The organism is Sorangium sp. So ce124, from assembly GCF_051525235.1.
GTDB classification, from domain to species: Bacteria; Myxococcota_A; Polyangia; order Polyangiales; family Polyangiaceae; genus Sorangium; species Sorangium atrum.
Window position 1 is genome coordinate 13,198,755 of the sequence record NZ_CP150312.1, and the last position, 23,185, is coordinate 13,221,939.

The following is a 23,185-nucleotide window of genomic DNA, read 5'->3' on the forward strand; positions in this document are numbered from 1 at the left end:
CGGTTCGTCTACGCCGGCTGCGTCGGCTGATCCAGGGCGTCCTCCGCCGCTTCGCGCTCGGCGAGGGCGGCGGCGTGGCGGCGCAGCCGGTCGCCCATCACGTTCGGGATGCGCTTCGCCGCCTCGAGCGCGGCCGATAGCGCGCCGCGCGCGGCGGCGAGCCGGCCGCGGCGCAGCGCGGTCACCGCGCGGATCTCGAGGACCTCGATGTGCTCCTGGCCCACGGAGCTCTGCGCCGAGCGGTCCACGAGGGCGTCCCACGCGGCGTCGTCCGCGGCGCCCCTGTCCTGCGTGGCCAGATCGATCATGGCGCAGAGCACCTCCTCCGAGGGGACCATCAGCGCGTCGGCCTGGCCGTCCTCGCGGGCTCGCTCCTGCATCTCGCGCATCTGCTCGAACAGCGCGCGCGCCTCGGCCTGCTCGCCGCAAAAGAAGACGAACCGGGCCTTGAGGAGCAACGCGACCGGCCGGCACGTCCCGCAGAGCCGGTGCCGCTCGATGTCGAGCGCGCGATCGATGTGCGGCCTCGCCGCCGCGAGGTCGTCCATGAGGTAGAGGTACTCGCCGAGGTTGTACTCGCCGACCCGCTCCACCGCGCTCTGGCCGAGGTCGCGCGCGAGCGCGAGCACCCGCTCGAGGTCGGCGATCATCCGGGCCTTGTCGCCGCGGCACGCCCAGAGGAGCGCGCGGTTGTTCGTCACGGAGCAGAGGTGGAGCGTGTCGTGGTGGGCCTCGCAGAGCACGATCGCCCGGCCGAGCGCGTCCTCGGCGTCGTCGAGCCGGCCGAGCCCCTGGAGGACGAAGCCGAGCATGAGCAGCGAGATGACGAGCGTCTCGTAGCCCTCGTCGCCGAGCGTGGCGGCGGCCGCCGCCGCGCGCTCGAGCGCGGCGGCCGCCTCTTCCTCCCGGCTGAAGCGGTGGAGCGTGCGCCCGGCGCCGAGCGCGAGGCGCGCGGCGAGCGCCGGCGACAGCGCGATCTGGTCGGCGAGCACGCCCGCCTCCTCGACGCGCTCCTCGGAGCTCTTGAACTCGTCCATCCAGTCGAGCGCCGTGCCCTCGTCGAGCAGGATGTCGATCTGCGCCGGGATGTCGCCGCGCGCCCGCGCGATGGCCCGCGCGCTGGCGAAGTCGGCGAGCGCGTCGTGGTAGCGGCCGAGGCGGTAGCGCATGAGGCCGCGGCCGCGGTGCGCGGCCGCGCGATCGGGGCGCACCCCGCCCGGCGCGCGGCGGCTCGGCGGGCCCCCGCCCGGCGCGCGGCGGCTCGGCGGGCCCCCGCCCGGGGCCGTCGGCTCGATCGGCTGCTCCAGGGCGCGGCTGTAGAGCGTCTCCGCGTCGAGGTAGGCGTGCCGGGCGCGCGCGCGCTCCGCCAGGGTGAGGTAGGCGATCTCGGCGATCTCGCCGAGGCCCGCCTGGGCGGCGTGGTACGCGAACGGGATGAGGCGCTCGTTCTTGAGGTGCGGCGCGTCGCGCTCGCCGGCCTCGTCGCCCGCGGCGTCGCGGTGCAGCTTGAACGCCGCGAGGTGGACGCGCCGGCGGAGCGGCTCGGGCGCGCCGCGGGCCACCGCCTCGCGGACCAGCGCGTGGCGGAAGCCGATGCGGCCCCGCCGGTCCTGGACGAGGAGGCCCGCGGCGATCAGCCGCTTCACGGCGACCGCGGCGTCGAGCGGGAGGTCGTCGGCCTCGCCGCGCTCGTCGAGCCGGTGGAGCACGCCGGCCACCTCCGCGATCGCGACGTCGGGGCCGAGCAGCGCGATGAGCCGCGCGTGCGCCTGGAGCGCGGGCGGGAGCGCGTCGATCTCGCCGAGCGCCAGCCAGTCGAGGAGCGGCATGTCGGGGAGCCGATCGAGCTCGTCGGTGGCGAGGTACCACGCATTGCCCCGCGGGTGCCGCCGCACGACGCCCCCTCGCTTGAGGCCGCGCACGAGCTCGATGAGCAGGAGCGGGACGCCCTGCGCGCGCTCGACGAGGTGCGCGACCGCGGGCTCGGGCACGTCCTCCGCGGGCAGGAGCAGCCGCCGGCACAGGGCGATCGCGCTCTCGCGATCGAGCGCCTCGAGGCGGTAGGTCTCGCGGCGCGCGGCGCGCTCGCCGAAGGAGGGGCGCGCGCTCTCGAAGCTCGGCCGCCCGAACGCGCAGATGAAGAGCGGCGCCTGCGCCTCGGCGAGCGCCGCGTACTCGAGCGCGGCGAGCGCCGCGTCGTCGGCCACGTGCGCGTCGTCGAGCACCACGAAGAGCGGCGTCCGGCGCGATCGCCGGCGGAGGGCCTCGCCGGCGGCCACGGAGAGCGCGGCGCGGAGCGCGCCGGGCGCCGCGGAGAGCGCGCGGAGCTCCGGGTAGCGCTCCTCGGCGAGCGGGTCGTCGCCGATCCAGCCGAGCGCGAGCGCCACGGCGGCCCCGAGCCGCGCCTGCTGCGCGCCCGCGAGGCGGCGCCGGAGGAGCGCGCTGCCACCGTCCGCCGGAGGGGACGACGGCAGCGCGAGCGCCCGCTGAAGGATCTCCCGGACGACGCGATCGGCCCCGCCAGCGACCGGCTCGCCGGTCCGGAGCTCGAACACCTCGGCGCGCCCCTCGATCGCGCGCAGCCGCTGCGCGAGCGCGCCGGCGAGGCGGCTCTTGCCGTGGCCGGCCACGCCGATGACGCTGGCGATGGTGGGCGTCGCGGTCGCCACGGCGTCGCGCGCGCCCGCGACCAGCGCGTCGAGGACGTCGCTCCGGCCGAAGAGCGGCTGGGAGATCGAGTCGAACGCGGTGTCGGCGTCGGGCTGGGCGGCGGCCGGCCCGGGCCGGACGGAGGCCGGTCCTGGCGGGGGGAGGCCGTCGCCCTGGGCCTGGGAGGCGTCGTCGCCGAGCGCCGCCGCGGCCGCCGGCGACAGGGTGAGGCCCAGCGGGCCGCCCGCCGCGAACCGGTCCTCCCGGTGGAAGAGCGGGCTCAGGAACCGCCGCGTGCCGTCGGGCCGCGGCTGGACGGACACCGTCGCGAGGTCGAGCAGCCCGCGGGAGAGGACGCGCTGCTGCTCGAGCTCGCCGCCGGCGTACACCGCGCGGCGCAGCGGGCTCGCGCCGTCCGCGTGATCGAAGACGGCGACGAAGCGGCCGCCCGCGGCGTGGGCGAGCTCGCCGCCCAGGGCGCTGAGCCTCCGCTGGAGGGCCACGACGTCGAGCTCGGCCTCGAAGAAGAGGAGCGCGACGGCGCGCCGCTCGACGCTGCGGGCGCTCGGCGGCGGTGGCTCCGTGGTGGGACGCCGGAGGCGCGAGGGGCGGCGCTCCTGGCCGCGCTCGAAGCTCTCCAGGGCGGCGCCGAGCGCGGCGGCGCTCGCGAAGCGCTGGCCCCTGTCCTTCGCGAGGCACCGGAGCACGATCTCCTCGAGCGAGCGCGAGATCGGCGCGATCAGGGAGGGCCGCGGGGGGCGGCGGCTCATGTGGTCCTGCCGCACCAGGGCGGGAGGTCCCCAGAACGGCGGCTTGCCCGTGAGCAGCTCGAACAGCACGGCGCCGAGGGCGTACACGTCCGCGCGCGCGTCGACGTCGCCGCGGCCGTCGCACTGCTCGGGGGCCATGTACTCGGCGGTGCCGGGCGCGTCGCTCTCGGCGGTGAGGCGGGGCGACGGCTCGTGGTGCCCCGCGGCGAGGCCGAGATCGATGATGGTGGCGCGGTTCCCGCTGCCTCCGGCGCGCGCGGCGAGCGGCGCGCCGGAGACGAAGATGTTCTCCGGCTTGACGTCGCGGTGCACGTAGCCGCGCGCGTGGATCGCCTCGAGGGCCCGGAGCGCGGCGCGCGCGAGGGCGCACGCCTCGCGCGCCGGCATCGGCCCGGCGACCCCGCGCGCCACGAGGCGGTCGGCGAGCGTGGGGCCGTCGAGGTACTCCATGACGAAGTACGGCGCGCCCGAGGCGAGCTGGCCGCACCCGTAGACGGCGGGCACGTGGGGCGGCCCGACGTCGTAGAGGGCCCGCATCTCCTTGACGAGGCGGGCGCTCGCGTCCGCCCGGTCGGCGCGCGCGACCTTGATCGCCACGGTCGGGCCGCCGTCCTCGGGCTCGGCCGCGAACACGGCCCCGAACCCGCCTGCGCCGGCGAGCCGGACGCCCCGGTAGCCTTCGATGCTGGGCAGAGCGGCCGCGCTGAGCCAGCTGCCGCTGGGCTCGTCCGCGCCGCCGGGCGCTACGGGCTCTGGGCTGCCCTGCCGCGCCACGGGGCCGTGCTCCGGACACCCCGGATCCGCGTGCGCGACGCGCCTGCCGCACTCCTTGCACCGCGCGGTGGGCGCCCCGGAGCGAGCCGCGCTTCCGCCTCGACGAGCATCGGGAAACATGGGGGCCTCATGGCAGGAACGTCGTAATCACCGCGGGCCACGACTCGCCTCGATCGTCGGTGCAGCTCGGGCGATAGCCGTCGGCTGCGCTGAGCGCGTCACACGCGAGATCGCATGAGCCCACGATGTGAATGTTCGGGCATTCCCGGACGCCCCCTTCGGGCTCGGGGAGCCCCGCGGCGCAGTCCCTGCTGAGGGCCCGAGAGCTCTCCACGTTCGATTCTTTGTAGCAGGCATAGAGGCGGGGGGGTGACGTGAACAGATTGCCCCAGAACGCGCCTTCCTCCATCGGATACGACTCGACCTCGCTCGCGTCCGGGTGCCTGAGGGCGAGGTGCGCCGCGCGCGACGAGATCATCACGGAGACGCCGGTCCGGTTGGCGCGCGACGCCACGCAGGCCGAGACCCACTGCTCCCGCGACTCGCTCAGCGGCGCGATGGCCCAGCTCGCAGCGAGCCCGAGGTACCCCGGGTAGACCTCCTCGCGCAGCTCGCCGAGCTCGTCGCGCCATGAGAACCTGAACGATTGCGACGGGGGCAGCGCGCAGCCGACGATGTATTGAAGGAGCTGCCTGGACATCGCGCCGAGCTCTCCTGGGCGGGTGATGGCGGCGCGGACCGCCGACGAGAGGGCGCTCAAGGCGAGTCTGTTCGGGGCGAGCGCAATCGGGTTGAGGGCGTTCGGGTTGAGGGCGTTCGGGTTGAGGGCGTTCGGATTCAGCGCGTTGTGATTCAGGAGCGCACTTGAGACCTCGTCGACCGACCCCCACTCCGCGGGAAATCCGTCGCTGCCACCGCAGCACGGCAATGAAGCCAACAGAAGTGTGTGCGCGCACAGCGCACGGATTCGCCTCTTCATCTGTCCCCCTCCCCGCCCGTTCTGCTAGCAGATGGAATAGGCTACCGTAAGGATAACGATGAATTTACTGTACCACTTGGCGAAGCGACGTGTAGCGCCGACCCGGCCGTCTGGCGCGGAGAAAATCATCGCTCGGGTGAGCCCTTAGTCGCATCGGGGGGGTTATGACGATGGATGCTTTGGCGACGCGAGATACACGAGATAACGAGACGCGGGCATTTTCACTGGAGGAGAGGTCCTTTTCCCGAGGCGAGCTGCCGTGCGGCTCGCGGGCGGGCGAGTACGGCATTGTGTCGCCCATCGCCCGGGGCGGATGTGGGGCCGTCTACGAGGCGATTCACCTCCGGACCGGCGCGCGGGTGGCGATGAAGGTGCTCCACGGGACGCTCGCCGCGTCGCCGAAGATGGTGAAGCGCTTCCTGCGCGAGGTCGAGGTGGTGCGGCTGCTCAACCACCCCGGGATCGTCGAGATTCATAACGCCGGCGAGCTCGCGGACGGCCGGCCCTTTTATGTGATGGAGCACCTCGACGGGGTGACGCTCGACGTGCTCCTCCGGCAGGAGGGGCGGCTGTCGCCGGAGCAGGCGCTCGAGCTGCTCGAGCCGGTCTGCTCGGCGCTCGACGCGGCGCACGCGGCCGGGATCATCCATCGCGACGTGAAGGGCAGCAACATCTTCGTCTCGCGGGGCGCTCCGCGGGCGGTCAAGCTCCTCGATTTCGGGATCGCCAAGCTGATGGAGCCGGACGAGGGGGCGAGCGGCTTCACCACGGCGGGGAGGGCGCCCGGCACCCTCACGATCATGGCGCCCGAGCAGATCCTCGGCGGCGTCCTCGACGCGCGCGTGGACGTGTATGCGCTCGGCGTCCTGCTGCACAGGCTCCTCACGGGCAAGCTCCCGTTCTACTCGCCGGACGCGACCGAGCTGCTCCGGCAGCACCTGGAGGAGCCCGCGCCGCGCCCGAGCCGGCGGACCCCGCTGCCGCCCGCGCTCGACGCGGTGGTGCTGCGCTGCATGGAGAAGCAGCCGGAGCACCGCTACCCTTCGGTGAAGAGCTTCCTCTACACGCTCCGCGAGGCGGCCGGCGAGCCGACGTCGGGGCGGAGCAGCGTGCCGGAGCTCCAGACCGACGCGATCGCGATCTACCTCGATCTCCGGGTGCGCACCGACGCCGACGATCTCGACGACGCGCTCGCCGAGGAGCTCGGCCTCGTGCTCGACCTCGCGGAGGAGCGCCTCCGGGACGCCGGGCTCACGCTCGTCTCCGTGACCGGCAGCGAGATCCTCGCCGTGCGCCTCCTCTCCAGCGAGCTGCGGGAGTCGCTGCTCGAGCGCGCGGCCGTGATCGAGATCGCCGCCTCGCTCCACGAGGAGATCGCGCTGAGGAGCGGCCCGGACACGCGCGTGCACACGAACCTGTGCCTGCACGCCGGGCAGGTCGTCGTGCGCTCGGCGAACCTCCCGGAGATCATCGGCGGCGACCTGGCCCGGGTCGGGGCGTGGGCGCCCGTCGACTCGGTGCAAGGGCTCTGCGCGACGGAGGCGGCGGTCCGCGGGATCGGCGGACTCGATCTCTCCGCGGGGCCGCCCGGGCTCCTGCTGATCGGCGAGCTCTCCGGGCACTGCTCCTCGCCGGCGCCCACGCTGCGGTGCCGCGCGCTCTGACGCGGAGGGCGCGCGGCCAGCGTCGGGCCTTCAGCGATGCGCGCGCCGCGCGCGCCGCGCCCCTGCGACGTGCGATGTCAGGCGGGCGACGGGCGCGCGCTCGGCGTGGACCCCCTGGCCGACTCGGGAGCTCCCGGAGTCGATATGACGACGCAAAAACGAGCGAGAGGCGATTGCCGCTCGAAGATAGGTGCCATTATAAGGGCCGCCCGCGGGTCGCTCGACGTCGCGTCCGCGCCTCGCCGCTCCGGAAAGCTCTCATGTCCATGCGCCTCCAGCAAGCACTCCAGACCCTCCTCGATTCCGCCCCTCTCCTTCGCGACGCGTCGAGCAGCGGTAACGTCCGTGTGCTCGCCTCGCTCCTCGGGCCCGCCTTTCGCGGCTTCGTCCAGCGGCGGGGCAAGGGCGTGGTCTCGACCGATATCTCGGTTGGATACGAGGCCAGCTTTAACTGGAGTTACGGGCGGGACGACCCCGACATGGCGCGGCTCTACCACCTCGCCAAGACGTCCCAGTGGAACGCTGCGACAGACCTCGACTGGTCGCGGAGCGTCGACTGGCTCGACCCGGCAATGCCGCTCTTGCCCGACAGCTGGATGCCGCCGTCCAAGCTGCCCGCCTGGGGCAGGCTCTCCGAGCGGGAGCGGGCGACGCAGCGCCACGGGCTGCTCTCCTGGATGCTGAGCCAGTTCCTGCACGGCGAGCAGGGCGCCTTGTTCGCGGCGTCGCAGATCACGGAGTGCGTGCCGTCGCTCGACGCGAAGCTCTACGGGAGCACGCAGGTCGCCGACGAGGGGCGCCACGTCGAGGTGTTCCACGCGTACCTGACGCAGAAGCTGGAGAAGCTCTACGAGATCAACGACAACCTCTATGTCGTCATCGACGCGATCATGAGCGACGGCCGGTGGGACATGAAGTTCCTCGGCATGCAGATCATGATCGAGGGCCTGGCGCTCGGCGCGTTCGGCTCGATTCGACAGGTGACGAGCGAGCCGCTCCTCAAGGACGTCCTCCGGTCGGTGATCACCGACGAGGCGCGCCACGTCCACTACGGGGTGCTCGCGCTGAGCAGGTTCTACCGCGAGGGCATCGACGAGCGGGCGCGGAGGGAGCGTGAGGACTGGGCGTTCGAGCTGTCGGTGCTCCTGCGCAACCGCTTCCTGGCGCACGAGTTCTATGACGAGTTTTACGCCCACCGCATGACGCGCTTCGCGTGGGACGAGCTCATGCTCCAGAGCGACCTGATGGGGTTCTTCCGCCGGACGATGTTCCGGCGGATCGTGCCGAACCTGAAGCGGATCGGCCTCTTGTCCGCGCGGATGCGGCCGCGCTACGCCTCGCTCGGCCTGCTCGAGTACGAGCACGGGCGGGCGGCCAGCGAGCTGACGGCCAAGGAGCTGCTCGACGACGCGTGAGGCGAGGGCGTCCGAGGGCGAAAGAGGCGGACGCCCGCGCCGGCCCGGGGAGAGATCAGCAGGTGGATCTGACGCAGGCCGAGAGCTCGACGCCGCACTGCCTCTGGATGCAGCCGAAGTCGCCGTTGCAGACGGCGAGCGACCTGAAGGCGCACCCAAGGACCTGATCGGCGAAAAACTGGGCGTTGGGGCAGCCCCGCGAGACGCAGCTGGAGACGCACGCGACGCTGAACTCCGGCGGCATCCGCTCCCTGTCGATGCACCGGGCGGCGCAGGTGACCACCTCCTGGCAGTCCATGGGCTCGCACGCGCCGCAGTCCTGGGGACAGAGGCTGCAGGTCTCGAAGCTCTCGCAGACGCCGTTCGAGCACACCGCGCACACGCCGCAGTCGCGCCGGCAGGACGCGCACGTCTCCGTCCCCGAGCAGATGCCGTCGCCGCACGTGGCGCAGGCGCCGCAGTCGTCCGGGCAAGAGAAGCAGCTCTCCAGCCCGGTGTTGCACACGCCGTTGCCGCAGGCCTCGCAGACGCCGCAGTCGGGGGCGCATGAGCGGCAGTCCTCCCGCGGCGAGCAGACGCCGTCGCCGCAGCCCTGGCAGACGCCGCAGTCGCCCGCGCACGTCGCGCACGTCTCGGCGCCGCTGCACACGCCGTCGCCGCAGTTCGGACACACGCCGCAGTCGTCCGGGCACGTCGAGCACGTCTCGCTCGCCGGATCGCAGGCGGCGTCGCCGCAGCGTGGACACGGGCCGCAGTCCTCCGAGCAGCTCTGGCAGTCCTCTGCGCCGTTGCAGGCGCCGTCGCCGCACCCCTGGCAGGTGCCGCAATCGGCGGCGCAGCTCCGGCAGTCCTCCGCGCCGTTGCAGGCGCCGTCGCCGCACCCCTGGCAGGGGCCGCAGTCGGCGGCGCAGCTCCGGCAGTCCTCCGCGCCGTTGCAGGCGCCGTCGCCGCACGCCGCCGGGGGCTCGGCGCCGGACGAGCCTTCGTACTCCCACGTCTCGGTGCGGCCGCAGCCCGCCCCGAGCGAGGCCCCCGCGAGGGCGACGAGCGCGGACCAGGCGAAGGCGCGCGAGGAGAGGAAGCCAGGGCGATGCCGCCCGGACCGCAGCAGGGAGCTCAGCCGGCTTGTGGTACCCATACGATCAGCCCCGGGGACACGAGAGGTCTGGTTGTCGGAGGGAGCGGGACCGGCTCGCGGGCTGCAGCGGCGCCGCGCCGAGCCGTCCACGGGAAGGCGCGCGGACGGAACATACATGGAGACGGCCCTCGGATGGCGCCAAAGCACAGGCGCGCCGGCGCTGGAGCCGCGGCGGGCGGGGCGGCGGGAGCGCGAGGCACAAAATGAAAGAGGGCGGCGCCTCCGGAGAGGCGTCGCCCAAAGCGCTCCGCGGTGCGCGCTTCACCAAGGAAGCGACGTGCCGCGCAGAGAGCTCACTGCTTGGGGGCGTCAGCCGCGGGGGCCGCCGCCGGGTCGGCCGCGGGGGCCGCCGCCGGGTCAGCCGCGGGGGCCGCCGCCGGGTCAGCCGCGGGGGCCGCCGCCGGGTCAGCCGCCGGAGCCGCGCCCGGGTCGGTCGGGGCCGGGGCGCTGCCGCCGCAGGCGACGACGAGGGACGACACGGCGACGAGCGCAAGAACGAGCTTCTTCATGGAATCCTCCGAAAAAGAGGGCGGTCAGACCACCCTCACAACCAACAGGCGTGTGAACCGCACGCAAATCCGGCGGCCACCACCCAGACGCCGCGGGGAGCCAGAACGGCTCACAGTTTTTTCGATGAGCCGCCCGGGCCCGATCAGGCGTCTAGAAAAGTGTGGGAAATTCGGGCTGCTCCTGATGCCGCTCTGGACAGGAGCCGAGGGCTCGGTGCTCCGCCCGGGCCGGCGACCCGCCTCCCGCGAGGGCATCGCGATCACCTTCTGTTGTACATTTCCAGTCATGTCCCCTGGTACGAACGCATGGCTCTGAGACCTCAGCGAGGGCGCTTGCGCCTTGTCGAACCGGTCGTCCCGGCTGCCCCGGCCGCGGAGGCCCAGGAGGACATGGGCGACGCCGGGCCCGCGTTCGCTCCGGAGGAGCGGGGCCGCGGCGATGGCCGGTTCGGGGGGGCGCGCGCGCAGGACAGACGGTCCTCCGCCGCGATCGCGCCGGCCGAGCGCGGAGCAGGCCTCGCGGAGCTCCCGGACGCGCAGCTCGTGGTGCTCGGCGCCCGCGGGGACGTGAGCGCGCTCGAGCAGCTCTACCGGCGGCACGTCGCCTTCGCCATCCACCTCGCGACGCGCATCGAGGGCTCGGCGCGCGACGTGGAGGACATCGTTCACGACGCGTTCCTCCGCGCTTACGAGCGCCTCGACGATCTCGTGGATCCCGCCGCGTTCCGCGCGTGGCTCGGGTCGATCATCGTCCACAAGGTCCGCTCGCGGATGCGGCGCGCGCGGCTGCTCGGCGTGCTCGGGATGGGCAAGTCGAGCGAGCCGGTCGATCTCGACGCGCTGGCGAGCCCGGCCGCGTCGCCCCACGCGCGCGCGCAGATCGCGCAGATCTACGCCCTGCTCCAGACGTTGCCGGCCGACGACCGGATCGCGTGGATCCTCCGCTCGGTGGAGGGGCACGATCTCGAGACGGTCGCGCAGATGACGGACTGCTCGCTCGCGACCGTCAAGCGGCGCATTTCGCGGGCGCAACACTTCCTCGACGGTCACTTTGTAGATTCAACCAGCAGCGAGGCCTCATCATGAGCCGGCGAGGGCTACCCCGGATCGCCCCGGCAGATCTCCGCGACCACGCGACCGAGGAGCGGATCGCGCGCGTCTGGGACCGCATCGAGCACGACCTCGGGGCGCGCGAGCGCTCGTCGCCGCGGCGCGCGGGCATGGCCGCGATGCTCGCGGCGGCGACGTTCGCGGCGTTCGGCGGCGGCCTGTGGCTCGGCAAGGCGATCTGGAGCGACGAGCGCGCCGCGCCCGCGCCCACCGCCGTGGCGCCGGCCAACGACGCGCCGTCGCTTGTCGACGTGTTCGCCGCGGGCTCGCAGGGGCGCACCTTCCAGCTGCCGGGCGGCGGAACGATCTCGCTGACGGCGGGCACGACCGTCGAGGTCGAGCAGGCGGACGGCGGCGCGCTGACGCTGCGGCTCGTGCAGGGCGAGGCGTGGCTCGACACCGTGAGCGGGACGCGCACGGCGGCGCTCGCGATCGTCGCCGGCGAGGCCCGCCTCGCGGCGGCGGCGGGCAGCGTGCTGCGCGTGAAGCACAACGTCGACGCGATCGACGTCAACGTCGCGGATGGCTCGGTCAAGCTCACGTCGCCGGCCGGCTCGCGGGAGCTCGGGCGCGGCGACGCCGAGGAGGGCGTGCCGATCCGGCAGCGGATCGCGGTCGTGGCGCCGCCGGAGCCCCGGCGCGCCCGCGCCTCGTCGCTCCCGCGCTCGAGCGCGGAGGTGGCGCCGATCGAGCCGCCGCCCGCCGCCGCGCAGGCCGCCGCCGCGCCGGACTGGCGCGCGCGGTACAACGCGGGCAACGTCGCCGAGGCGCTGCAGAGCCTGCAGCAGCAGAGCGGCGGCATCGACGGCGCCATCGCCTCCGCGAAGACGGCGAGGGAGCTGATGGACCTCAGCGATCTGCTGCGCGGGAAGGGCGGCGATCGCGCCGCGGCGATGCGCGCGTTCGCGCGCGTGGTCGAGGGCTTCCCGAGCGACGCGAACGCGCCGATCGCGGCCTACAAGCTCGGCGACATGTACGCGAGCATGGGCGAGCAGGCGCTGGCGGCGAAGTACTACGAGCAGGCGCGCTCGCTGTCGCCCGAGGGCAACCTCGCGGAGGACTCGTTCTGCAAGCGCATCCGCTCCGAGGTGGTCGCCGGCCACAAGGAAGAGGCCTCGCAGATGGCCAAGGAGTATGTGGCCAAGTACCCGGACGGCCGGTGCGAGGACGTCCAGCGGATCGTCTCCGGCGAGTCCGGCGAGGAGGCGGCCGAGGAAGAGGAGCACGCGGCCCCGCCGCCCCAGCCTCCGCCGGCCCCGGACGCGAGCCCGACGCCGTAGAGCGGGGGGCGCCCGTCCACGTCGATCGCGCTCCGCCGGGCGCGGTGGACATGCTTGACACCCCTGGCGGTTCTGCGCTTGCTTGGTCGCTCGCCGCGCCGGAGAACCGCTCAGGATGACCACCGCCGTCCGCACCAGCTCTCTACCCGCTCGTAACGACGTTCAATCGCTCCCGTCGTGGAAGTTGGTGTTGCCCCGAGGCGGCTATGTGTCCTCGATGGAGGCGTTCACCACGGCGATGGGTGTCCCTGGCTTCATGCTGCTCGATCTGGGCACGCTGGCCGGCGGCAAGGACGCGCACCGCCTCCTCGGGCTGCGGTACCTCATCGCGAACGGCGAGGTGTGGAGGACGCACTTCGGCTGGCAGCGCCCCCTGGAAGCGGCGCTGCGCAGGGCGCTGCTCGACGAGGAGCGGGTGCAGGAGCTCCTCGCGGCGGCGGAGGGCCTGCTCGCGCGGATCAGGGACACGCGCGCGGCGATCACGGCCGCGGACCGAGACGGGTTCGCTCGATACCTGGAGGCTGGGCTGCTCCGGGCGCTGAAGCGCCGTGATTTCGACGACGAGCGCTTCCTCAAGTTCCTGATCCTGGAGCAGGACGAGCCCTCGCTCCGCGACCAGGCGGCGGAGCACCTGCGCTCCCGGGCCGGCGATCTCCTGCGGGAGGACGCGCAGGTGCTGGATCTCCTGTACGCCGCCGTTCATCGCCTGGACAGCTACCCCGCCACGACGGTGAGCGCGGGCCAGCTCAGGTACATCCTTGTGGCGGACAAGGGGGAGATGGGGGTGCGGGCCACGCGGGAGGCGATCGCGCTCGGCAAGATCCCCGTGGTCCTCTACAGCCTGCAGGACGACGCGAACGCGCTGCAGCTGCGGATCGCGCGGGAGGGCGGCGGGTTCGGGGTGGGGCTCGAGGGGAGCTTCCGCGAGAGCTACGCGAACTTCACCCAGATCGCGGACAAGGTGCGGGCCGAGTTCGAGCGGCGCTTCGGCGACGGCTGGCAGGACGAGCTGTCGCGCGCGGGGCTCTATCCCGGGTACGGCCCGCTCGCGGAGAACGCCGCGGCCATCCGGCACTTCCGCCAGAAGAACATCGTCTTCGTCGGCCCGATGCAGGATGTGGTGGAGAGCGCCGGCGACAAGCGCAAATTCCGCCTGATGGCCCAGGATTTCGACCCGACCGCTGTGACGCCGGGCATCGTCATCGACAGCGACGATCCGGGCGAGATCCAGCGGGTCGTCCTGGAGGCGCACGCGGCTGGGCGCTTCACGTTCCCGGGGCGCCTGAAGGCCGCCAACGGCGGCGGCGGCCGCGGGCAGGCCGTCATCCCGACGGTGGAGCAGGTGCCGCAGGCCATCCAGAAGGTCCTTGGCGAGATCAAGGCGTACAACTGGCAGCCGGGCGTGATGTTCGAGCAGAACATCCCGGAGACGATCCACCTGGAGGTGCAGGTGCTGCGGGATCGCTACGGCAACACGCGGCACTTCGGCATGCGCGACTGCAGCGAGCAGCGCGCGAGCCAGAAGATCCAGGAAGAGGCGCCGCCGGCCCTGCTCCGGCGGTATCCGGGCCTGGAAGAGCGCATCTGCGGGCTCGCCGTGCAGATCGCGGACCGCGTGGGCTACGTGGGCGCGGGCACGGTGGAGCTGATGTTCAAGGAAGGGAAGTTCTACTTCCTCGAGATGAACACGCGGATCCAGGTGGAGCACCCCGTCAGCGAGGAGACTTACGCCATCAAGCGGAAGCGCAGCCGCGTCCCCGTGAACCTCGTCGCGTGGCAGATGCGCATCGCGGACGGGCAGCCCATCGATTTCGAGCAGGACCACGTGGTGCAGACCCACTGTAGCCGCGAGTTCCGCATCAACGCGGAGAGCTGGAATCCCGATCTCAGGGACTCGCGGGACGGCGGCAAAGGGCTGTTCTTGCCCAACGCGGGTATCTTCGATCGCATCGCGCTCCCCGACACCGACGCGATCCGCGAGGCGCTCGAGGAGAAGGGCCTCACCGACCTGAAGGTCCGCTTCGACTGCGGCTTCGAGGCGGGGGACGTCCTCGTGAACAAGGACCCCACGTTCGGCAAGCTCATCGTCTCCGTGAGCTGCAAGGACCCGGACAGGGCCTATGAGCTCCTGCGGCTCGCGTCCCTCGAGGTGCTGAAGAAGATGAAGATCGAGGGGCGGCAGGTGCGGCCCGACGGGACGCCCATCCAGGGCTCGCCCTTCAAGACGAACCTCCAGGATCACGTGCGCATCCTGAGGATGCCGCTGTTCAAGCGCCATTCGAACGACGACGACACAGGTCGTCACGTCAACTGGCTCGTGGCCGCGTTCCGCCAGGAGGCGTGAGCCGGGGCAGGCAGTCGCGCTCCCCTGTGTGGTGAGCGCTGGCAGCGAAATATTACGCGAACGCGCGGCCGCTCTCGTTCGAGAGCGCGCCGCGGCGGATTCGTCCGGCCAGAGCAGCCTCGGTGAGGTGGTCTCGAACCACAAGAAAGAGGCAATTCAGATGGCAACAGGGTATGTGGCCAAGTACCCCGATGGCCCGTGAGACGATGCCCAGCGGATCATCTCCGGCGCGGACGCCGCCGCAGAGGACGGGCTTTGGCCGCCGGCCCCCGGCGGGCGCCCCGCGCCGCGGGCTGCCTGTGCTCGCCGTCCCCGCGGTCGCCCTCCTGGTCTCCGCGGTCGTCGTCCAGCTGAGCTTCGCCCTCCCGGCCGCGGCTGCCGAGCCGCGCGCCGTCGTGGCGAGCACCAGCCGCGCATCTGCGCCGGCCGCGCCTCGGCTGCCCGACGCGGCGGCGCCCATCGAGGTGCGCGTCGCCCTGTCGCGCGGCGCGGCGGAGGAGGTCTCCAGCGTCCGCGTGCGGCGCCTGCTCGAGATCGAGCTCCCGGACGGCGCGGCGCTGGCCGCCGAGCCGGTCGGCCCGCTCGGCGACCGCGTCGCGACGGTGTGGGTCGATCGGCCCACCGCGGCCCGCCTCGAGATCCAGGTGCGCCTCGACGGCCGCGCGGTCGTGCGCCGGCAGATCGCCGTCTCCGGCCTCACATCGGACGTCGCCGCGCGGCTCGTCGCGATCGCCGCCTCCGAGATGATCGTCGCCGAGATGCGCCGCGCGCGCGCCCCGCGGCGGCCGCCGTCGCCGCGGCGCCCCACCCAGGACGAGGTCGAGCTCGCCTCGCGCGATCTCGACACCCTGTCCGTCTCGGCCGGTCCCTACGCGGCGGTCGTCTCGGGCGGGCCGCGGGTGCTCGGCGGGGCGGGCCTCGCGCTCGGCCTGCGGCGCCTGCGGCTCACGGAGTCGCTGTTCGCCCGCCTGCTGGCCGCGCCGTCCGGCGGCGAGCCGCTGCGCTGGCTCGAGGCGGGCTTCTCGGGCGACTACCGCTTCTGGCTGGCCGCCTCGTGGCGCCTCTCCATCGGCGCCACCGCCTCCGTCGCGTCGCTCAGGCTGCCCGCCGCCGTCTCCGTCGATGGCATCGCCGGCGAGCGCGATACGTGGTCCGCCCGCGCCGGCCTCGGGCTCGGCGTGGAGACCCGGCTGGGCGGTCCTGTGTGGCTCGGGCTCACGCTGGACCCGGGGATCGTGCTCCGGCCGGCGCCCTACGAGGACGCCCGTGGCCAGGCGGGCGCCGTCGAGGGGACCTGGCTGGGGATCGGCCTCTCGCTCGCCACGGAGCGGCGCTCCGCGCCGCTGCGGTGAGGATGCGGCGCTCCGCGCCGCTGCGGTAAGGATGCGGCGCTCCGCGTCGCTGCGGTGAGGGTGAGACGCGGTGAGGGTGCAGCGCGGTGAGGATGCAGCGGGGCGCCGCCCGCTGGCGCAGATCCGCGGTATCGTGATCGCTGATGGATGAAGAGATCCTCGAGCAGCTGCGTGAGCGCTACACGTCAGGGAACCTGATCGTCTTCGCAGGCGCCGGCGTCTCGGCGGCCGCGGGCATGCCCACCTGGAAGCAGCTCGCCGAGAAGCTGCGCGACCGCGCGCGGCGGCGGAGCGCGGACCCGGCGGTCATCGACGAGATCCAGCAGTACATCTCCTCGAACCAGCTCATCAACGCGCTCTCCGCCGCGAGGCTGGCGCTCGGGCCGCAGGACTTCAACTGGACGGTCGACAAGGAGCTCGACGACACCGGCCGCGACGTGCCGGAGCTGGCGCGGGCGATCGCCGCGCTCAAGCCGAAGCTCAAGGCCGTGCTGACCACGAACATCGACCGCTTCCTGGAGCGCGCGTTCCAGGGCGAGTGGCGCATGGTCGATCGGCCGGCGGGCGACATCGCCATGGACAGGTGCTTCATCCTGAAGCTGCACGGCACGCTGCGGGCGTGGGACACCTGGGTGTTCTCGCGCGACCAGTACGACCGGGCGATCTTCGGCTCGCCCCTGCTTCAGGACGCGTTCGGCGCCCTCTACCACACGCACTCCATCCTGTTCGTGGGCTTCGGCCTCGCCGACGACAACATCGACCAGACGCTCGCCCGCGTGCGCGCGCTCTCCGGCGGGCAGCCGCCCATGCACTTCGCGCTGCTCCCGAAGGGGGTGCCGCCGTTCCGCCGCCGGCTGCTCGAGGAGTCGGGCGTCCGGCTCATCGTCTACGAGAACCAGGCGGGCGATCACGCGGAGGTCGCCCAGGTCCTCCTCGGCCTGGAGCCGGGCGCGGCGGCGCCGCCGCCCGCCGCTGCGCCGCCGCCCGCCGCTGCGCCGCCGCCCGCCGGTGTGCGGGCCCAGCAGCAGTCGTCGCCCACGTTGCCGTCGTCGCTCGTGAAGGCGATCGCGGCGCCGCCGACGTCGACACCGCTCGCAACGGCGACGCCGCGGCCGGTGCGCGTCTTTTTCTCCTACGCCTCGCGCGATGAGGAGCTCCTCGCGCGCCTCGAGGCGCACATGACCCCGCTCAGGCGGGAGGGGCTGATCGCGCCGTGGCACAGCGGGAAGATCGGCGCTGGCGAGGACACGGAGCGCGCGATCGGCGAGCAGCTCGAGGCGGCCGACCTCGTCCTCCTCCTGGTGAGCGCGAGCTACCTCGCGTCCGAGCAGGGCGACGCGCAGGTGGCGCGCGCGATGGAGCGGCGCGCCGCGCGGCAGGCCGTGGTCGTGCCGATCCTGCTCCGCCCCTGCGACTGGGAGACGACGCGCTTCGCCGAGCTCCAGGCGGTGCCGCGGGACAAGAAGCCCGTGACCAAGTGGCCCGATGAGGACGAGGCGCTCCTCCAGGTGGCGCGGGAGATCCGCGCGGTCGTGACGAAGCTGCGCCCGTCGCTGAGGTGAATCTGCGCGCCATCGCCCGAGCGGCGGCCCTGCCGGGCTCGGGCGGCGGCTCTGTGGAGCGCGAACGGCGAGCGGCGGCTCCGCCGGCGCCGGGCGTATTCCGTACTCTTCCGCCTCCTCGGCCCATGAAGGATCGCCGCTCCGCGTGATCGGCGCCGGGCAGCCCGGCGTGCCGGAGGGCTCTCTGGATTTTCTCGGGCTCTTCCGGGCCTCTGGCCTTGTCGCGCTGCGCGCGCCGCAGCGGGCGCGGATGCACATCGGGACGCGCATGCGGCTTGCTATGCCCGCTGGGCGCACAGCGCCAACGAGCGGAGAGGTGGCCATCGTGAGCCCATTGCACAGAGAACGGATGGTGACGGCGCGCGAGAGCAGCCAGCCCGAGGCGCGGTTCGCCGAAGAAGACACCCCGCCCGAGTCGGGCCGCCAGCCGGCCGTCTACACGGCGCGCGGAGGACCCACCGGAGAGCCCTGGCCGGAGCGCGCGCCCGTGCTCACGCCGGAAGAGGCGCGCGAGCTGTCCGAGCGCTGGAGCGCGATCCAGGCGGGCTTCATCGAGGCGCCACGCCTCTCGGTCGAGCAGGCCGACGCGCTCGTGAACGAGGCGATCCAGCGGGTCGCGCAGAGCTTCCGGGAGGAGCGCGCCGCGCTGCAGCGCCTCGTCGACGGCGAGCCTGGGCGAGCGGAGGCGTCGACAGAGGAGCTCCGGCTCGCCCTGCGCAGGTACAGAACGCTGCTCGGGCGCCTGCTCGCGTTCTAGTTCCGCCCGCCAGGAGTCCGGGTCGGGAGTCCGGCCAGGCTGGCCCTCGCGAGGGGACGACCGGGGCGAGCGCTCCGCTTGCGCGGCGCCCTGTAGCGGGGGCTCTTCGCTTCTGGCATGGTCGCCGCCATGCTCGTCCGCAGCGCTCTCCCCTGGGTTCAACGCGGCTCGCGGCGCGACGCACGCCGCCCGACCGGCCCCGCGCTCGGGCGCCGCGCGCCGGCGCTGCTCGGCGCCGCCCTCGCCCTCTCGCTCGGGTGCTCCGGCGCGGCGCCGGCCCCCGTCGCGCGCGCGCCGCGGGTCGTGAAGACGCCGCCCGCGCAGCCGAAGGCGCCGGAAGGGCCGCCGCTCCTGCCGGCCCGGGTGATCGCGGAGCTCGACGACGAGGACACGACGTCCTACTTCGCCCGGCGCGGCGACGAGGCGCTGCTGCTCTACGCCGCGGGCGGGCGCTGGAGGACGCGCGCCCTCGGCGCGGACGGCGCGCCGCGCGGGGACGCCGTCGACGCGGGGCCGGTCGCCGCTGACGTGCCCGTCGCCGCGCTGCGCGCCACGCCGCAGGGCTACATCGCCGCCTGGATCGAGCAGATCGACGGGAGCCGCGCGGTGCGCGTGCTCGCGCTCGACCCCGCCGGCAAGCCGAGCGCCCCGGCGAGCCTCGTCGCGCAGACGGCCGAGGAGATCTCCTGGCTCGACGTGCTCCCGAACGCGCAGGGCGCGCTCGTGCTGTGGGAGATGCCGCGCGAGGCCCAGGGCGACGCCGCCCGCGCCGATGTCGCCCGCGTCGACGTGGTCATGACGGTCGTGGCGCAGGGCAAGGGCGCCGCGATCAAGCCGACGGCGCCCGCGTCGGTCGCGCGCGAGGTGCTCGGGTGGCACGCGGTCGCCACCGAGCGGGGCGCGGCGGTCGCCCTCGTGCTCCCGCCGGCCGCGCCGCGCGGCCGGGGCGAGGGCAAGCCCGCGCGCAAGGCGGCGGCGGAGGACGCCGCAGAGGACGCGAAGCTCGGACCCGTCGCGCTCGTGGAGATCGATGCGGCCGGGAAGGTGTCCTCGCCGGTGGTCGTCAGCCCCGAGCCGACCGCGCAGATCGATGTCGAGATCGCCTCCGTCGGTGGGCGTTACCTGCTCACCTGGACGGACGAGCGGGACATCGACAGCGCCGTCTACCTCGCGGCGGTCGAGCCGGGCGGCAAGGTGGCGGTGGCGCCGCGGCAGGCGACGCCGCCGTCCGGCGAGCAGGCGCTGGTGTCGCTCGTCGCTCCCTCCCAGGGCGGAGGCGGACGGGCGCTGCTCGCGTGGGAGGACCTGCTGCGCGCCCGCGGCGGCGACGTCGGCGGCGCAGGGGCGCGCGGGCCGGGGCGCCTCATCCACCTCGCGTCGGTCGGCCCGGACGGGACGCTCGGCGCGGAGCGGGCGGCGCTCGTCTTCAGCGCGAGCGGCCCGCCCGACCTCGCGGCCGACGGCGACGGCTTCGCCGCGGTGACGCTCGCGCCCGCCACGCTCAAGATGGCGCGCGACGGGGCGGCCGCGCCGCCGGTCTGGCCGACGTTCGTGCGCTTCGGCCCGGATCTCTCGGTGCGGGCGGCGGAGCCGGTGCGCGCCGCGCCGTTCGCGGCGACGGACGGCGTGCCGTACCTCGTGCGCGGGCTGACGTGCCACGCGGGCGCGTGCGCGACGCTGGCGAGCGCCGCGCCCGGCCCGCAGCCTGGCGGCGCGGCGGGCGCGCGGGCGGCGCTCGCGCTGGTGTCGCTCCCGGTGCGCGAGAGCGCGTGGCGCGCGCCCGCGTTCCGGGAGGACAAGGACCCGCCGCCGCGCGCGACCGCGGTGCGCGCCCTCGCCGAGGGCGACCCCATCGCCAAGGTCGCGGCGGTCGAGCTCGACGGCGGCGCGGCGCTCTCGGCGTGGGTCACGTACTTCGTCGAGGGCGCGTCGGACGGCGCGCCCCGCGGGCAGGATGTCTCCGCGACGCTCGCGGTGCGCGCCGCGTCTCCGGGCGGCCTCGGCAAGCTGAACGTCCTCTCGCAGAAGGCGTCGTCGCTCGGCGGCGTCGCGATCGCGGCGGCGCCGCCGCTCCCGGCCGACGCGAAGGGCAAGGGCGCGGTGCAGGGCGAGAGCGTGATCGCGTGGGTCGCGCGCGAGCGGGGCGAGACGCAGGTCTACCTGACCAAGGTCGACGCGACGGGCGCGAAGGTCGCGCAGAAGAAGCTCACCACGGCGCCGCGGAAGAAGCAGGGCGGCGCCGCGAGCGAGGCGTCCGACGTGGCGATCGCCTACGACGGCGCGGGGGGCTTCATCGTCGCGTGGATCGACACGCGCGACGGCAACGCCGAGGTGTATGCGGCGCGGGTGGACCGCGCGCTGAACCGGATGGCGCCGGACCGGCGCATCACGAACGCGCCGCTCGACGCGGCCGAGGTGCAGATCGCGGTGCGCGGCCAGGAGGCGTGGCTCGTGTGGTCGGACGCGCGCCCGGCCGGCGGAGCGGCTACGGGAGGCGGAGTGGCCCCGGGCGGCGCGGCGGCGGGAGGCGGCGCGGCTGGCCAGGGCCGCGGGGCCGGTGTGGCTGGCCAGGGCCGCGGGGCCGGCGCGGCGGCGGGCGGTGGCGCGGCTGGCCAGGGCGGCGCGGCGGCGGGCGGCGGCGCGGCTGCGGTCGGCGCGGCTGGCCAGGGCGACGAGCCCGGCGGCGACATCTTCCTCGCGCGGCTCGACGCGAAGACGCTGCAGCGGATCGGCGACGAATCGCGCCTCCATGCATCCCCGGAGCACTCGCGCAGCCCGGTGCTCGCGCCGCTCGAAGGCGGGCTCTTCGTCGGCTGGATCGACGAGCCGGCCGACGAGGCCGGCGGGGGCGCGGCGGCCGGCGGGCGCGCGCGGCTCGTGCGGCTCGACGGCAGCGGAGCGGTGCAGGGCCCGCCCGTCGTGGTGAGCGGCCCGGACGGCGCGGCGGTGTCGTCGCTCGCGCTCGCGTGCGACAAGGTCTGCCGCGGCGTGCTCGCGTCGGCCCCGGGGGACTCGGTGGAGCTGAACGCCTTCACGCTGGCGCCCGGCGACGTGTCGGCGCCCTCGCTCAAGCCGCTGGCGTGGCTGACCGGCGGCGCGTCGCAGGACGTGTCGCCGGCGTTCGCGGGGCGGTCCGGCGCCTCGCTGTTCTTTGCGGACGACGCGGTGAGCGGCTCGGGGCGCGTCCGGTGGATGACGATCGCATGGCCGTGAGCGGAGCAGATCGCGCTCGTCCGCGCCGCGCCGCGCCGCTGCGCGCGGGCGGGCTCCTCCTCGGGGCGCTGGCCTCCGCGCTCGGCTGCCCTGGGCCGCCGGAGGTGCCGGTCCCGCCGCCGCGCAAGCCGGCCGGCGCGGCGGCGTTGCCGGCCTGCAAGGAGAGCGGCTGCTCTCAGGCCGGGGCGCTGCTCGCGGCCGCGCGGGCGTTCAGCGACGTGCGGCACGACTACCTCCTCGACACGTCGAGCGCGATGGTGCCGGGCCGCGGGCTGTCGCGGAGCGCGGCGGGCGCGTTCTCGCCGGTCGGCCTTGCTTGCGCCCGTCCCAAGGCGGAGCCGGCAGCGCCCGCGGCGGCGGCAGCGCCCGCGGTGGCGGGAGCGCCCGCGGCGACGGCAGCGCCCGCGGCGCAGACGGTGGCCGCGATCACGGCGGCGCCCGCGGCCACGGCGGCGCCGGGGGCACCCGCGCCCGCGGCGGGCGAGCGGGCGATCGACTTCCGCTATGTGGGCATCGCCGTCGACTCGGTCCTCGTCGGCGCCGACGTCGATCTGCCGGCGTACTTCAGCGCCGGAGGGACGCTCGATCGGCGCCGGCTGCGGCTGGTCGCGATGGCGCTTGTCGCGGACGAGGATCCGCAGTTCTTCGAGCCGACCGAGAGCGTGGTGCCGGCGGCGGGCGGCGGCTGCGCCTGCGGTCGCGCGACGCACTTCATCGGGGCCGTGAAGCGCGGCGCGATGGTCGCCTACGAGACGGACGTGACGGCCGGCGAGGCGCACGGCACGGCGCTCGGCCTGTTCAAGGCCCGGATCGAGGCGGGGGACCGCCGGGTGACGATGACCTCGGTCGGGGAGCTGGCCATCGAGGGCGTCGAGGGCGCGCCGGTCGCGGGCGCGAAGGGAGGCGGGCAGGCGTTCGGCGCGCTGCGGATGGAGGTCAAGAAGGCGGTGCCGCTCGCGTACGCGATCTATCCGGTGGCGGACGTGTGCCGCTTCTCGCTCGCCGAGCCGGAGATCGCGCCGCTGCCGGTCGACCTGGGCGTGGTGCCGTACGGCGCCGCGGGGACGGCGCAGGCGCTCATCACGAACAGGGCGCAGGTCGATGTCCGGGTGACCCACGGCGAGCGCACGGTCGAGGTGCCCGCGCACGGGAGCGCGGAGCTCACGTTCTCGTGGACGCCGGAGGGCGCGACGGCCGGCTGCGAGCGGCAGACGCGGCGGGACACGTTCGTCGTGCAGCCGAAGGACGCGTCCGCCCCGGTGGTGCCGCGCGAGCGGGCCGTCGTGGTGCCGCTCCAGGTCACGACGGGGATGCCGACCTTCTCGAAGCATGAGCCGATCGCGACCGAGACGGGGCGGTCGCCGGACTACGCGCGGGCGAGCGCGGACTGGACGTGCCCGGCCGGCTATGTGGTCGAGCAGTGCGAGCCGCAGCTGGCGAGCTGCCTGTCATCGACGGGGAGCTGCAACGCCGAGGGATACCGGCTGACGGCCGAGGCGACCGCGGACGGGCGGGGGTGCGCGTTCCGGTGCACGGGGCCGAGCTCGTCGCTGTGGGGCGACCACGGGTGCTCCTACACGGCGGCCATGGTGTGCCGGCTGGGATGCAACTAGCTGGTTCCGCGTCGGCCAGGTTCCTCCGTGGCCGCGCTGGGAGGTGATGCCGCAAG

14 protein-coding genes are annotated in these 23,185 nt (G+C 74.3%); 10 read left to right on the forward strand and 4 right to left on the reverse strand.

The genetic code is table 11. The annotated features are described in order from the left end of the window. Window positions 1–8: 8 nt before the first annotated feature. The gene (locus WMF19_RS49440; RefSeq protein WP_437896729.1) at window positions 9–4,313 is read right to left on the reverse strand and encodes a serine/threonine-protein kinase; all 4,305 of its coding nucleotides are present in this window, start codon (window positions 4,311–4,313) and stop codon (window positions 9–11) included. 7 nt (window positions 4,314–4,320) lie between these two features. Beyond that, window positions 4,321–4,953, reverse strand: a complete 633-nt coding sequence (locus WMF19_RS49445) for a hypothetical protein (RefSeq protein WP_437896730.1) — start codon at window positions 4,951–4,953, stop codon at window positions 4,321–4,323. A 509-nt stretch (window positions 4,954–5,462) separates the two neighbouring features. Here WMF19_RS49445 and WMF19_RS49450 point away from each other — a divergent pair. Beyond that, entirely contained in the window at window positions 5,463–6,836 is a 1,374-nt protein-coding gene (locus WMF19_RS49450) for a serine/threonine-protein kinase (RefSeq protein ID WP_437896731.1), read from the forward strand. Window positions 6,837–7,096: 260 nt separating this feature from the next. After that, on the forward strand, window positions 7,097–8,251 hold the full coding sequence (locus WMF19_RS49455) for a ferritin-like domain-containing protein (RefSeq protein WP_437326375.1): 1,155 nt from the start codon (window positions 7,097–7,099) through the stop codon (window positions 8,249–8,251). A 55-nt stretch (window positions 8,252–8,306) separates the two neighbouring features. Here WMF19_RS49455 and WMF19_RS49460 read toward each other — a convergent pair whose 3' ends face one another. Together WMF19_RS49460 and WMF19_RS49465 are read right to left on the reverse strand one after the other, a co-directional pair. After that, window positions 8,307–9,389, reverse strand: coding sequence for a hypothetical protein (locus WMF19_RS49460; protein ID WP_437896732.1), 1,083 nt, complete (start codon window positions 9,387–9,389; stop codon window positions 8,307–8,309). Window positions 9,390–9,682: 293 nt separating this feature from the next. Beyond that, a complete protein-coding gene (locus WMF19_RS49465; protein ID WP_272096458.1) occupies window positions 9,683–9,898 on the reverse strand; it encodes a hypothetical protein in 216 nt (71 codons plus the stop codon). Between the two features lie 333 nt (window positions 9,899–10,231). On the opposite strand from WMF19_RS49465, the gene WMF19_RS49470 reads away from it, so the two are divergent. The 8 genes from WMF19_RS49470 (at window position 10,232) to WMF19_RS49505 (ending at window position 23,129) form a co-directional block, all read left to right on the forward strand. Beyond that, window positions 10,232–10,984, forward strand: a complete 753-nt coding sequence (locus tag WMF19_RS49470) for an RNA polymerase sigma factor (protein WP_437896733.1) — start codon at window positions 10,232–10,234, stop codon at window positions 10,982–10,984. Next, window positions 10,981–12,288, forward strand: a complete 1,308-nt coding sequence (locus WMF19_RS49475; protein WP_437896734.1) for a FecR domain-containing protein — start codon at window positions 10,981–10,983, stop codon at window positions 12,286–12,288. Before WMF19_RS49470 ends, WMF19_RS49475 begins: the two co-directional genes overlap by 4 nt. Before the next feature lie 217 nt (window positions 12,289–12,505). Further along, window positions 12,506–14,632 carry a biotin carboxylase N-terminal domain-containing protein gene (locus WMF19_RS49480; protein ID WP_437896735.1) on the forward strand — a complete coding sequence of 709 codons (2,127 nt, stop codon included), beginning with the start codon at window positions 12,506–12,508 and terminating at the stop codon, window positions 14,630–14,632. 191 nt (window positions 14,633–14,823) lie between these two features. Continuing rightward, on the forward strand, window positions 14,824–15,984 hold the full coding sequence (locus tag WMF19_RS49485) for a hypothetical protein (protein WP_437896736.1): 1,161 nt from the start codon (window positions 14,824–14,826) through the stop codon (window positions 15,982–15,984). A gap of 143 nt (window positions 15,985–16,127) precedes the next feature. Beyond that, window positions 16,128–17,546, forward strand: a complete 1,419-nt coding sequence (locus WMF19_RS49490; protein WP_437896737.1) for an SIR2 family protein — start codon at window positions 16,128–16,130, stop codon at window positions 17,544–17,546. A 325-nt stretch (window positions 17,547–17,871) separates the two neighbouring features. Beyond that, a complete protein-coding gene (locus WMF19_RS49495) occupies window positions 17,872–18,303 on the forward strand; it encodes a hypothetical protein (protein ID WP_437326382.1) in 432 nt (143 codons plus the stop codon). 117 nt (window positions 18,304–18,420) lie between these two features. After that, the gene (locus tag WMF19_RS49500) at window positions 18,421–21,516 is read left to right on the forward strand and encodes a hypothetical protein (RefSeq protein ID WP_437896738.1); all 3,096 of its coding nucleotides are present in this window, start codon (window positions 18,421–18,423) and stop codon (window positions 21,514–21,516) included. Continuing rightward, window positions 21,513–23,129: a hypothetical protein gene (locus WMF19_RS49505; RefSeq protein WP_437896739.1), complete on the forward strand. Its 1,617-nt coding sequence runs from the start codon at window positions 21,513–21,515 to the stop codon at window positions 23,127–23,129. Before WMF19_RS49500 ends, WMF19_RS49505 begins: the two co-directional genes overlap by 4 nt. Window positions 23,130–23,185 lie beyond the last annotated feature (56 nt).

Coding starts and splice junctions, on each gene's coding strand:
- WMF19_RS49440 (WP_437896729.1), bottom strand. CDS start 4,313: ATGTTTCCCGATGCTCGTCGAGGCGGAAGCGCGGCTCGCTCCGGGGCG.
- WMF19_RS49455 (WP_437326375.1), top strand. CDS start 7,097: ATGTCCATGCGCCTCCAGCAAGCACTCCAGACCCTCCTCGATTCCGCC.
- WMF19_RS49460 (WP_437896732.1), bottom strand. CDS start 9,389: ATGGGTACCACAAGCCGGCTGAGCTCCCTGCTGCGGTCCGGGCGGCAT.
- WMF19_RS49465 (WP_272096458.1), bottom strand. CDS start 9,898: ATGAAGAAGCTCGTTCTTGCGCTCGTCGCCGTGTCGTCCCTCGTCGTC.
- WMF19_RS49475 (WP_437896734.1), top strand. CDS start 10,981: ATGAGCCGGCGAGGGCTACCCCGGATCGCCCCGGCAGATCTCCGCGAC.
- WMF19_RS49480 (WP_437896735.1), top strand. CDS start 12,506: ATGGAGGCGTTCACCACGGCGATGGGTGTCCCTGGCTTCATGCTGCTC.
- WMF19_RS49485 (WP_437896736.1), top strand. CDS start 14,824: ATGGCCCGTGAGACGATGCCCAGCGGATCATCTCCGGCGCGGACGCCG.
- WMF19_RS49490 (WP_437896737.1), top strand. CDS start 16,128: ATGGATGAAGAGATCCTCGAGCAGCTGCGTGAGCGCTACACGTCAGGG.
- WMF19_RS49500 (WP_437896738.1), top strand. CDS start 18,421: ATGGTCGCCGCCATGCTCGTCCGCAGCGCTCTCCCCTGGGTTCAACGC.